We start from the raw sequence: 11,057 nt of genomic DNA on the forward strand, positions 1-11,057 counted from the left end.
AGGGGGAAGGGCACAGCCCTTCCCCCTGGACCCCCATCCCAGTTTTTCAAACGTTAAACACACGTTCCGGAAAATCAGAAACACCTGGAAAATCAACGCATGTTAAATTTTTGGCCCGATAATTGCACCCTTGAATTCAATTCGGGATGGAACCCCGGGAGAGATGACCCCTCTTGCATGCCATGGAATGTGGATGATGAGACTGAATTGCCTCCATACAGATCGCTGGCACGGAATGTGGCCTTTGTTGCTGCTGTTGCTGTTGTTGACCAGCGGCTGTGCCAGTACGCCCCCTGCGCCAGTTCTTGATTCTTCCTCCCCGAAAAACATCAACGATGCCTGCGCCATGCTGACCGAACGGGATCATTGGCGGAAAAGCCTGGAGGCCTCTGCCAACAAGTGGGGTATTCCCGTGCATGTCCAGTTGGCCATCATGCATCAGGAATCCAAATTTGAAAAAGATGCCCGCCCTCCCCGCGGCAAGGCACTCTGGCTCGTTCCCTGGTCCCATACCACATCCGCCTATGGCTATGCCCAGGCCCTGGATGGCACCTGGGAGTGGTACCAAAGCCAGACCGGCAACCGACATGCCTATCGCGATGATTTCGACGATGCGGTGGATTTCATCGGCTGGTACTGCCATAAAAGCAATGAACGCCTGGGTATTCCCAAATGGGATGCCTACAATCAATATCTGGCCTATCACGAAGGCCACAACGGCTATGCCAAGAAAAGCTGGCTGAAAAAACCCTGGCTCGTGCAGGTGGCTGGAAAAGTCAAGCGCAACGCCGAACGTTATCAGGGACAAATACAGAATTGCGGTCTCAAGAGCAGTAAAAGCTGGTGGAGTTTCATGTAAATTGTCTCCGTCCCCTCCTCCTCATCTCCAGGATGGGGCCCTGCTGCCCCTCTTGGGGCGACAATTGCGGTTGCGGCTGCGGCGTCTCTATCCATCCCGGGTACGGCAGGTGGGGGGTGAGCTTTGGGCACCCCTCACCCTGACCGATCCCAACCAGCTTGAAGCGGCTCTGGAGCAGTGGTATCGCCAACGGGCGCGGCATGAACTCAACCAGCGTCTGGAACACTGGGCAAAAATCGTCCAGGTTTCCGTGTCAGGTCTCAGCATTCGCGGACCACGCACCCGCTGGGGCAGTTGTTCGGCCCGGGGCCGGATCAACCTCAATTGGCGACTTTTGTGGCTGCCGGAAGAGCTGGTCGATTATGTCCTGGTCCATGAACTGTGTCATCGCCACCAGATGAATCACTCGCCGGCTTTCTGGTCTTTGGTGCAACATCACGTTCCGGATTGGCAACGCCGCCGCCGGCAACTGGCGCAGGTCAAATCTCTCTGGTAGAACCATTCCCACTCACTTTTACCTGTAACAACAACGGCACCCATTTACTTTCAATTTGCATGATCCCGGATTTCGAGCTATCATGATGTAACCTGTTACGTAGCATGGGACACTGTCGTGATTAAAAGTATACAGCACAAAGGATTATCTGCTCTTTTTTATGCTGATCAAACAAAGGGAGTCAAACAGTCTCTCGTCAAACGATTACGACAAATTCTTTCATTGCTCAACACCGCCACGGTTGCCGAGGATATGGATATCCCAGGCTTGAGATTTCATCATCTTTCAGGAAACTTGCTGGGGTACTATACCGTATCGGTTTCAGGAAACTGGCGGGTAATATTTCGTTTTAAAGACAGCCATGTGACACATGTTGACCTGATTGACTATCACTGAGAGGCCAAAACCATGACCATGAAAAATCCCGCACCCCCAGGAGAAATCATTCGTGATTTATGCCTTAAACCTCTGAAACTCACCGTCACCCAGGCTGCCGAAGGACTTGGTGTAACGCGCAAAACGTTGTCGCTTCTACTCAACGGTCACGCTGGCATTTCACCGGAAATGGCGATTCGTTTATCGTGTGCTTTTGGGCGCAGCCCTGAAAGTTGGTTGCTGCTGCAAGCGCAATACGATTTGGCCAAAATTGAAAGTCAGCCCATCAAGCTCAACGTTAAATCTTTTTTTGTACCACAGGATGTTGCCTCATAAAAAAATATCTGTGACAGCCCCTACGACCCGGACTGCAATAGTTTCAGCAACATCCTGTTTGCCACGACCTTCTCCAATCAATCTGGCCATATCACCCATGGTTCTGGCCATGCCGATTTTGCGGCGCAAGGCGACCTCTGGCTCGACAACATCCTTTTGCCAGGCTTTGAAAAGCCCCTGCCGATGGCCGAACAGATGATCATCGCCCACGTTTTCATTCCTCCAGATGCGGTGCCAGACGGGCCAGGACCTGGGCCAGGGGCTGCCGGGTTTTCCGGGCATGGAGTTCCGCCTGGTCGCGGCCAATCTTGCCAACGCTGAAATAGCGGGCCTCGGGATGGGAAAAATAGTAGCCGCAAACCGCCGCAGCCGGCAGCATGGCAAAACTTTCGGTGAGTTCGATGCCGGTATGGGCGGTGACCTGGAGCGTGTTGAATAAATCCACCTTGGCGGCATGCTCCGGTGAGGCCGGATAGCCGGGGGCCGGACGAATGCCTTGATAGGCCTCGCGGATCAAGGCGTCATTGTCCAGATTTTCGTGGGCTGCATAGCCCCAATATTCCCGCCGGACCCGTGCATGGAGATACTCGGCAAAAGCCTCGGCCAGCCGGTCGGCCAGGGCCTTGACCATGATGGCCCCGTAATCATCCCGCTCCTGCTCCAACTGCTTGACCAGGTTTTCGGCACCCAGGCCGGCGGTGACCGCAAAAAATCCCAGATAATCCGGAATATTGCTGGCACGCGGGGCAATCCAGTCGGCCAGGGCACGACAGGGTTGGCCATCCGGATGCTCCTGTTGCTGGCGCAGGGTATGAACGAGCATGAGCGGGGAGGAACGTTCTTCATCCGCATAGACGGCGATGGTATCGTCATCGATGCTGTTGGCCGGGAACAGCCCCACAATACCATTGGCTTGCAGGGATTTATCCCGGATGAGACGCTCCAGCCAGACCTGGGCATCCTGATAAACCTGGTTCGCTTCCGGTTTTTCCAGAATGGCCGGATAACGCCCTTTCAGTTCCCAGACATGGAAAAAGGGTGTCCAGTCAATGTATTCGCGCAGGGTTTCCAGGGATTGATCCTTCAGGATCGTCAGGCCGGGACGCCGGGGTGGCGGCACCGGAGGCGTTTGCGTCCAATCCAGACGGGGCTTGCGGGCGCGGGCCTCGGTCAGGGACAACAACCGCACCTGAACCTGCCGGGCCTGGTGGTCGTCGCACAGCCGCTGCTGGGTCTGACGGAGTTCGGCGATCAGGGAGGCACGGCGCTGAGGATTCAGAATGTCTGCAATGACCCCGGCAGCCCGGGAGGCATCCTGGATGTGAAAAACCGGCCCCGCATAACGCGGCGCAATCTTGACGGCCGTATGAATCCGGGAGGTCGTCGCCCCCCCGATGAGCAGGGGCATGGTCAGGCCAAGACGTTGCATGCCGGCAGCGATTTCCATCATTTGTTCGAGAGAGGGGGTGATGAGTCCGGAGAGACCGATCATATCCACCTGCCGGGTTTGGGCCGCCTCAAGAATGGTCTCCGCCGGAACCATCACCCCCAGATCGATCACTTCATAGTTGTTGCACTGCAACACCACCTTGACGATGTTTTTGCCAATGTCGTGGACATCCCCCTTGACCGTGGCCATGAGAATACGCGCCCGGGGCTTGCCGATGGAACCCGGTTCCTTGGCCGCCTCGATGAAGGGAACGAGATATTCCACGGCCTTTTTCATGACCCGGGCGCTCTTGACCACCTGGGGCAGAAACATTTTGCCAGCTCCGAACAGCTCTCCCACGGCATTCATGCCCGCCATGAGGGGACCTTCGACCACGGAGAGGGGGTGCGTGGCTGCCTGCCGGGCCTGTTCCGTGTCGGTTTCGATGAATTCGGTATTGCCGCTGATCATGGCGTGGCGGATGCGTTCCTCGACCGGGGCCGTGCGCCAGGCGGTGTCGCTGGCCCGGACCATGGCCCCCCCCTTGAAGGCATCGGCAATTTCCAGAATGCGGTCGGTGGCGTCAGGACGCCGGCACAGAATGACATCCTCGATCCGCTCCCGCAGATGGGGCGGAATGTCATCATACACAGCCAGTTGACCGGCATTGACGATTCCCATGGTCAGGCCGGCCTGGATGGCATGGAACAGAAAGACGGCATGCATCGCTTCCCGGATGGGATCATTGCCCCGGAAGGAGAAAGAGACGTTGCTGATGCCGCCGCTTACCTGGGCATAAGGAAGGTTGGCCCGAATCCAGCGGGTGGCGTCGATGAAGTCCAGGGCATAGCGATCATGGGCCGGGATGCCGGTGGCCACGGCGAACACATTGGGATCAAAGAGAATGTCCTCGGGTGGAAACCCGGCCTGTCCGGTCAGGAGACGATAGGCACGGGTACAGATTTCCTGGCGACGGGAGAGGGAGTCGGCCTGTCCCTGTTCGTCGAAGGCCATGACCACGACCGCCGCCCCCAGCCGCCGCGCCCGCCGTGCCTGATACAAGAAAGCCGCATCGCCCTCCTTGAGGCTGATGGAGTTGACCACCCCCTTGCCCTGGAGACATTTCAAGCCGGCCTCCAGCACCTCCCAGTTGGACGAATCGATCATCACCGGCACCCGACTGATGTCAGGCTCGGCGGCAATCCGGTTGAGAAAGGTGACCATGGCCTGGCGGGGATCCAGCATGGGATCATCCATGTTGACATCGATAATCTGGGCACCACTCTCCACTTGCTGCAACGCCACCCGGATCGCCTCTTCCAGATCCTGATCGCGCATGAGACGCGCAAAGCGCTTGGATCCAGAAACATTGGTCCGCTCGCCAATGTTGACGAACAGGGATTTCCGGCCAATATTCAGGGGTTCAAGTCCGCTCAGACGGCACTCCCGGGCCACTTCCGGAATGCGGCGCGGAGCCAGATCGACCACGGCGGCGGCCATGGCGCGAATGTGTTCCGGGGTGGTGCCGCAGCAACCGCCCACAATATTGACCAGACCGGAACGGGCAAACTCCCGTATCTTGTTGGCCATCATGGCAGGGGTTTCGTCGTAGCCGCCGAAAGGGTTGGGCAGACCGGCATTGGGATGTACGGACACATGCGTGTCGGCAATCCCGGCCAGTTCCTGGAGGAAAGGCCGTAATTGCTCAGCTCCCATGGCACAGTTGAGACCGATGGTGAGCGGCTGGGCGTGGGCGACCGAGTTCCAGAAAGCGGCCACGGTCTGCCCGGAGAGCGTGCGACCACTCTTGTCGGTGATGGTGAAGGAAATCATGAGGGGAATGTCCTGCCGGCGTTCTTCGGCCAACTCCAGCACGGCATACAGGGCAGCCTTGCAGTTGAGGGTATCGAAGACGGTTTCCACCAGGATGAAGTCCGCCCCACCCTCCAGAAGTCCCAGGGTTGCTTCCCGATAGGTCAAAACGAGTTCATCGAAGGTGACATGCCGAAAGCCGGGATCGTTGACCTCGGGGGAGATGGATGCGGTTCGATTGGTCGGCCCCAGGACACCGGCCACGAAACGGGTCGGTGCCGGTGCCTGGTCGGCCACTTCCCGGGCCAGGGCCGCCGCCGACCGGTTGAGTTCACGCACCAGATCGGCCAGGCCGTAGTCGGCCAGGGAGATGGCATTGGCATTGAAGGTGTTCGTTTCGAGAATGTCGGCACCGGCATCCAGGTAGGCCTGGTGCAAATCACGGATGATTTGGGGCCGGGTGAGAACGAGCAGGTCATTGTTGCCCTTGAGGGAACCCGGATGATCAACAAAGCGCGTCCCCCGGAAATCCGCTTCCGTCAGGTTCAGTTTTTGAATCATGGTTCCCATGGCGCCGTCCAGGATCAGGATCCGTTCGGTGAGGGTTTCCCGGAAGCGGTCAAGACGCGATGTGGCGACGGGCATGGCAGTTCCTTGCGATGGTTCGAGAATCAACAAAAGGCCGACTGAAAAATCAATACACTAAAAAATTGAGCAAACAGAAGCAGTTTGCACGCAGATCCCGATGGATGGTTGGCGACCGGGGTCCAGGCGGGTTAAGATGGGTCTCAGGTGCCGCGACTGGTCGCCGGCGTTTGCCATCAGGGGTGACCGGGATCAGCCGTGTTCGGAAAAATCCATGGTACCTGAAGAATCATCCGTACTGGAGGTTATAAGGATATGCGATTTGCCTTGATTCTGTCACTCATGTTGCTGTTGCTTCCCGTGGAGAGCCAGGCCCAGGAGATCTACCAGAAGGATATCTTCACGGTGCGCAAGCTTGAAGGGGTTTGCAAGCTGGAAATTGCCATGAGTCTTGAACGGCGGCCGGTGGTCATCCTGGCTCTCTTCGATGGGAGTAAATACTACGACGAATTGTTTACCACCCGTGACCCGATAGGCCTGGCCAAGGGTCCAATGGTGTTGCAGTTTGATCAGGAACCACAAATCCAGGTGGAGTTCGCTCCCGGCCTGAATGCCAAGGATGAACATTGGGAGTGGCAATACCTGAACCTGAAAAAGGAGACCCTCCAGTTGCTGGAAGAGGTCAAACGCCGGCGAACCATGGAAGTACGTTTTTCAAATGGAACCAAGGAGTTTCAGTTTTCCGTCCCCCTCAAGGGAAGCACCAAGGCCGTCAAGGCCATGAAGGATTGTCAGCCATGATTCATTGATTCAGGAGGTACCGTAGCGCTGCCGATATTCCTGAGTTGCAGCGTGGACTGCGGCAAGGGCCGGGACATTGCCCAGCAGCGCAAGCAGATCGGTCAGGTGGGCAATGGCCACGACGGGAATGCCGTAAAGATCCTGGATTTCCTGGACGGCACTCCGGGTGCCGGTACCCCTCTCCTGTCGGTCCAGGGCAATGATCACCCCGGCAGGTTGGGCGTTGGCCGCCTGGATTAGCTCCATGGATTCCCGTATCGAAGTGCCGGCACTGATGACATCATCGATGATCAGGACCCGACCCTGCAAGGGTGCCCCCACGAGCGATCCCCCCTCGCCATGATCCTTGACACTCTTGCGGTTGAAGGCATAGGGCACATCCCGGGCATGATGATCGGCCAGGGCCATGACCGTGGCCACGGCCAGGGGAATTCCCTTGTAGGCCGGGCCAAAGAGCATGTCGAATGGAATGGCCGATTCCTGGATGGTATCGGCATAGAAGCGGCCCAGTCGGGAAATGGTCCGCCCGGAGTTGAACAGGCCGGCATTGAAAAAATAGGGCGTGCGTCGTCCGGCCTTGGTGGTAAACTCGCCAAAGAGCAAAATCCGCTCTTCCATGGCAAAATGCAAAAACTGCTCGCTCCGGGATGGTGTGTTCATAAGGTCAGCCTTCTTTGTCACCCTGTTATCTTGTTGATGGAACGAAAATGACGGACAACAACGGCACGTCAACCAAATGGGTCTGGATCGGATTGGGTCTGCTGGTGGCCAATGGCTGGGTGCAATACATGCTCTGGTTCGGGGATCAGGGCCTGGTGCTGTGGCGGCGTTCGGAAAATCAACTGGTGACGGCCAGACAGGAGGTTGCCGAAGTATCAGAACGCATCCGTCGCATCAAGGCCGATATTCTGTCGCTGGAAAAAGAACCCAACGTCCTTGAAGAGGTGGCACGCCGGGACATGGGTCTCGTCTATGCGGATGAAATCCTCTTTGTCTTTCCGGAAGGACGCAAGACAGCGCCCACGCCATGAGATTTTCGTTACCCCGCCCGCCGGTCATGTTTTCGCTTGCCTGTCTTGTCTGTCACGGTTCTTGACTGATTTTTTTGCTTGCCTGCCTTGTCCATCATGGCCCTTGACTGTTATTTTTCGGTTGCGATGGCGGATTGCCGGTGGTGGCTGTTTCCAGGTAAAGCTGATCCAACAGCTCGAACAGCTCCTGGCGGATCGTATCGAACCGGGCCATCGCTTCCAGCGCGGCGGTGCGTTTGCCGGCAGCCGCAGCAAGGACAGTCTCCTTGCCGGTGAGGTGGACCTTTTCGTGAACCTTGCCCAGGGTACGAAACACCTCCAGATGACCGAAACGTTGTTGGCCTTCGCTGTCGTACCATTTGCCCAGATCGCACAGGTGGGCGTTGCCGGCTGTTTCCGGAGAAATCGTTTCCCGGCCATCCAGGATGGCCCGCAGCAGGCGACTCAGCCAGGCGAGATGGGCCTGTTTTATTTTCTGGACATCGAAAGGTTCGGAGAGTTCTTTCTGCTGGTTGGCTGCGGCTTTCTGCAATTTTTCCACCGGGATGTGGAATGTATTGATCAGAATGTTCAAAAGATTGGCCAGGCCATTGAGAAGCTCCATGCTGACCGAGATTTGTCGCATGTGGGTTGCAGAGGTCTGGATGGCGGCATCGCCCTCTCTGGTGGTGGCGGCAATGGTGGCGGCGTTGTCGTGAATGACCCGGTTTTGTCCGACCAGATCGTCGCTGGCGACAACGGCCTGACTGGCGGCAGAGGCGATTTGCGAGGTCCCCGTGGCGGCTTCCATGGTGGAACGGGAGACATCCTGGGTGGCGGTTTCCAGTTCCATGACAGCACGTGTCACATCGGCGGCGGCTTCGGAGACCGTTTGCATGGCGTTGGCGATGCCGTTGACGTTGGCGGTCTGATCATCCACGGCCAGGGCAATTTCCCGGTTGGCCAGATTGACCTTGTCGATGCCATCGGTGATCTGGTCGTTGGCATCGCTGACCCCGCCCATGACGTTCTGGATCTCTTCGATGTGTCCGGCAATCATGTGGGTGGCTTTGGCGGTTTGGCGGGCCAGTTCCTTGACCTCGTTGGCCACGACGGCAAATCCCTTGCCGGCATCTCCGGCTCCGGCGGCCTCGATGGCAGCGTTCAGGGCGAGCATGTTGGTTTGTTCGGCAATATCATTGATGACATCCACAACCTTGCTGATTTCCCGGGTGGCGGTTTCCAACTGGTGCATGACTTCGCGTGAATGCCGGGCCGATTCGTTGGCCCGTTCGGAAATATCCCGGGCCATGCGGCAGCGTTCCCGCACCCCTTCCAGAGAGTTGGTCACGACCTGGATCGATTTGGCCACCGAGTGGACCGACCGATCCACCTGTTGCAGATTCTGGTTGACACCGCTGATGTTGGCGGTGATTTCCTCGGTTGCCGAGGCGACCGTGGTGATGTGGCTGCTCGCCGTGGCTGCCGAGGTGGCGATGGCGGTAATGCTGTTGGACAACTCCTCGGCAGCGATGCCGATTGCCGATACCCGGGATTCGGTCTCCTTGACCGATTTTTGAATGTTGGCCATGTGTTGTTGCATCTGGGCGTTGTCATCCACAACATTTTTGACCAAACCGATATTTGTTTCGACTTCATGGGTAAATTCCTTCCTCATGTTGGACAACATGAAGAGGCTGGCCAGCAGGGTATGGGCCTGGAGGGAGGTTTCCAGGACCAGGGTGGTCAGGTGTTGCGGGGCCGGGTCAGAGCCGGACCTGGCCAGAAAACCGTATGCGGTGTGTTGTGGCTGTTGTCGAGAGGGTGCTGCCAGAGTTTGAGGCTGGGTTTTTGGTGCTTTGGAACCGAAACGGCCCTTGAACCAGGTGATTCCTGCCGTGATTCCCAGCAGCAGAACAATCAGCCAGATGGCATAGAATATCATGCTGGTACGCAGGGCAACCATTGGTTGCAGGGCTTCGGCAACCTCCATTTCGCTGATGACACCCCAGTGCAGGCCGGAAATGGTGACCGGGGCATGGGCGGCCCAGACCGGGTATCCCCGATAACCCGCAAAGGCTCCCACTCCCTGATGTCCGGCCAGTGCCGCTTCCGTGGCACCGTTGCGAATGGCGAGCAGGCCGCTCGTGCGTCCCTGACTGGCCAGGGAGGCGGCGGCTGTCCGGGAAAGTCCCCCTTTTTGCAGGCTGGCAAGGAAGGCATCCCGATTTTCCAGGAAGGGCCGGCTGTTGCTGCGCATCTTGAAATCGGCCCCGACCAGATAGCTCTCTCCGGTACGACCCAGGCCTGCCGTCTGCCATTGCCCGGCATGGGTCATGATGGTGTTGATCCGCTCCTGGGTCATCTGCAAGATCAGAACGCCAATCTTCTGTTTGTTGTCCACAATCGGGCTGGCCACAAAGCCGACCGGTTCGCCGTAGACCGGGACATGGGGAGCAAAATCCTCCAGCACCACCGCTTCGGTTCCTTCCGTGGTCAGTGCCTTGCGGGCCAGTCGGGCCAGGTGGCTGTCGGCAAAGGGACCGCGCCGCAGCGAGGTGGCCAAATCAATCGTGTGCATGGCCGCATAGACCACAGAACCCGAGTCGGCATCGACCAGAAAAAGATTGCCGTACCCAAAAGTTTGCCGAAATTCCTGGAACAGGGGGTGATAGACGGCGTGCAGTTGTCCGTAGGTGGTGGCATCGACCGGATGATCCGGGGAAGAGGAGGCCGTCTCTTTTGCTTGCGAAGGGGCATCCGGCAGCACAAAGCGTTCCTGGAGGATCACCGCCGTATCATCCAGGGCGGCCAAAAGGCGTTCGGCTTCGGCCTTGCCATCACTGCCCAGGTTGCGGCGGGTATATTCCCGGGCAAAGGGTCCCAGATAATGGGCCGTCAATTTTTCCCGTGCCTTTTGGCTCTGCATGGTTGCTGGCGAATCCCGGAGCTGCCCGAACGCTTCCCGGAACTGCCGCATGGCATCCACGACCATACGGTTGCGGGCCTGGGTCCGGCACTGGCCCATGATGAACCGGAAATGTTCCTCGATGGCGACCCGGGCGGTTTCACGGACCGTGGTCAAATGGAGGAAAACCTGTTGTTTCTGGGAATCCTGACCCGTATCCAGGGCAATCCACCCCAGAAAGAAGGCCAGGATCACCAACGATATTCCGAGTCGGAGCATGGTGCCTGTGCTTTGCAATTGAAATGACTTCATAAAGGATTCGACAGCCGATTCTTGTGTGATCCCAACAAGCCAGTATCCTCCAGGGGTAAGGATTTCGCAAAAAAAAAAAACGAATGAAAGACTGGGATGGGGGTCCAGGGGGAAGGGCTGCGCCCTTCCCCCTG

Annotated in this window: 10 protein-coding genes; 6 read left to right on the top strand and 4 right to left on the bottom strand. The window is 57.6% G+C overall.

Features of this window, described 5'->3' with window-relative positions:
- Positions 1–235 precede the first annotated feature (235 nt).
- The 4 genes from HQL65_18500 to HQL65_18515 all read left to right on the top strand — a co-directional run bounded on the left by HQL65_18500 (position 236) and on the right by HQL65_18515 (position 2,066).
- Entirely contained in the window at positions 236–859 is a 624-nt protein-coding gene (locus tag HQL65_18500) for a transglycosylase SLT domain-containing protein (protein ID MBF0138228.1), read from the top strand.
- Between the two features lies 1 nt (position 860).
- Positions 861–1,355: a M48 family metallopeptidase gene (locus HQL65_18505; GenBank protein ID MBF0138229.1), complete on the top strand. Its 495-nt coding sequence runs from the start codon at positions 861–863 to the stop codon at positions 1,353–1,355.
- 117 nt (positions 1,356–1,472) lie between these two features.
- On the top strand, positions 1,473–1,751 hold the full coding sequence (locus tag HQL65_18510) for a type II toxin-antitoxin system RelE/ParE family toxin (GenBank protein MBF0138230.1): 279 nt from the start codon (positions 1,473–1,475) through the stop codon (positions 1,749–1,751).
- Positions 1,752–1,763: 12 nt separating this feature from the next.
- Positions 1,764–2,066 (top strand): HigA family addiction module antidote protein, encoded by a 303-nt coding sequence (locus HQL65_18515; protein MBF0138231.1) that lies wholly within the window; start codon positions 1,764–1,766, stop codon positions 2,064–2,066.
- Here HQL65_18515 and HQL65_18520 read toward each other — a convergent pair.
- Positions 2,061–2,276: a hypothetical protein gene (locus HQL65_18520; protein MBF0138232.1), complete on the bottom strand. Its 216-nt coding sequence runs from the start codon at positions 2,274–2,276 to the stop codon at positions 2,061–2,063. The genes HQL65_18515 and HQL65_18520 overlap by 6 nt on opposite strands.
- A 4-nt stretch (positions 2,277–2,280) precedes the next feature.
- Positions 2,281–5,952: a methionine synthase gene (gene metH / locus HQL65_18525; GenBank protein MBF0138233.1), complete on the bottom strand. Its 3,672-nt coding sequence runs from the start codon at positions 5,950–5,952 to the stop codon at positions 2,281–2,283.
- A gap of 255 nt (positions 5,953–6,207) precedes the next feature.
- Between metH and HQL65_18530 the strand changes: the two genes are divergently transcribed.
- The gene (locus tag HQL65_18530) at positions 6,208–6,693 is read left to right on the top strand and encodes a hypothetical protein (GenBank protein MBF0138234.1); all 486 of its coding nucleotides are present in this window, start codon (positions 6,208–6,210) and stop codon (positions 6,691–6,693) included.
- Positions 6,694–6,702: 9 nt separating this feature from the next.
- On the opposite strand, the gene pyrE is transcribed toward HQL65_18530, so the two are convergent.
- Positions 6,703–7,353 carry an orotate phosphoribosyltransferase gene (gene pyrE, locus HQL65_18535; protein MBF0138235.1) on the bottom strand — a complete coding sequence of 217 codons (651 nt, stop codon included), beginning with the start codon at positions 7,351–7,353 and terminating at the stop codon, positions 6,703–6,705.
- A gap of 47 nt (positions 7,354–7,400) precedes the next feature.
- On the opposite strand from pyrE, the gene HQL65_18540 reads away from it, so the two are divergent.
- Entirely contained in the window at positions 7,401–7,724 is a 324-nt protein-coding gene (locus HQL65_18540) for a septum formation initiator family protein (GenBank protein ID MBF0138236.1), read from the top strand.
- A gap of 94 nt (positions 7,725–7,818) precedes the next feature.
- Here HQL65_18540 and HQL65_18545 read toward each other — a convergent pair whose 3' ends face one another.
- A complete protein-coding gene (locus tag HQL65_18545) occupies positions 7,819–10,890 on the bottom strand; it encodes a CZB domain-containing protein (GenBank protein MBF0138237.1) in 3,072 nt (1,023 codons plus the stop codon).
- Positions 10,891–11,057 lie beyond the last annotated feature (167 nt).

The sequence above is a fragment of the Magnetococcales bacterium genome (genome assembly GCA_015228935.1).
In the GTDB taxonomy this organism is placed as follows: domain Bacteria; phylum Pseudomonadota; class Magnetococcia; order Magnetococcales; family DC0425bin3; genus HA3dbin3.

What these genes read in the sequence shown, in the direction of transcription:
- HQL65_18515 (MBF0138231.1), top strand. Translation starts at nt 1,764, where the DNA reads ATGACCATGAAAAATCCCGCACCCCCAGGAGAAATCATTCGTGATTTA.
- HQL65_18540 (MBF0138236.1), top strand. Translation starts at nt 7,401, where the DNA reads ATGACGGACAACAACGGCACGTCAACCAAATGGGTCTGGATCGGATTG.
- HQL65_18530 (MBF0138234.1), top strand. Translation starts at nt 6,208, where the DNA reads ATGCGATTTGCCTTGATTCTGTCACTCATGTTGCTGTTGCTTCCCGTG.
- metH (MBF0138233.1), bottom strand. Translation starts at nt 5,952, where the DNA reads ATGCCCGTCGCCACATCGCGTCTTGACCGCTTCCGGGAAACCCTCACC.
- HQL65_18500 (MBF0138228.1), top strand. Translation starts at nt 236, where the DNA reads ATGTGGCCTTTGTTGCTGCTGTTGCTGTTGTTGACCAGCGGCTGTGCC.
- HQL65_18545 (MBF0138237.1), bottom strand. Translation starts at nt 10,890, where the DNA reads ATGCTCCGACTCGGAATATCGTTGGTGATCCTGGCCTTCTTTCTGGGG.
- pyrE (MBF0138235.1), bottom strand. Translation starts at nt 7,353, where the DNA reads ATGAACACACCATCCCGGAGCGAGCAGTTTTTGCATTTTGCCATGGAA.